This is a genomic window from Bacillus cereus group sp. BfR-BA-01382 (genome assembly GCF_022663475.1).
Lineage (GTDB): Bacteria > Bacillota > Bacilli > Bacillales > Bacillaceae_G > Bacillus_A > Bacillus_A thuringiensis_S.
This window is the reverse complement of record NZ_JAKUFQ010000400.1, coordinates 1-244: the sequence shown is the minus strand read 5'-3', so window position 1 is coordinate 244 and position 244 is coordinate 1. Positions and strand designations below refer to the sequence as shown.

Below are 244 nucleotides of genomic sequence, written 5' to 3'. Positions count from 1 at the left end.
ATCGTATTTCTATCAAGCGTATTAGTATAATAGAAACTTTGTAACAAAAGAAAGAGAAGGGGGAATGAAAGATATGAAAGAGCAAGTATTACAAGTAACAAAAGGTGACTTTGTAGGATCGGCAAGTGGAGCAGTAGTATTAACAGCATTAATCGTATTTCTATCAAGCGTATTAGTATAATAGAAACTTTGTAACAAAAGAAAAAGAAGGGAGAATGAAAGATATGAAAGAGCAAGTATTACA

General features: G+C 31.6%; 1 protein-coding gene. It reads left to right on the top strand.

Going from position 1 to position 244, the window contains the following annotated elements; translation table 11 throughout:
* Positions 1 to 64: 64 nt before the first annotated feature.
* Positions 65 to 181, top strand: a complete 117-nt coding sequence (locus MR160_RS34485) for a DUF3948 family protein (RefSeq protein WP_000654250.1) — start codon at positions 65 to 67, stop codon at positions 179 to 181.
* Positions 182 to 244 lie beyond the last annotated feature (63 nt).

What these genes read in the sequence shown, in the direction of transcription:
- MR160_RS34485 (WP_000654250.1), top strand. Translation starts at nt 65, where the DNA reads ATGAAAGATATGAAAGAGCAAGTATTACAAGTAACAAAAGGTGACTTT.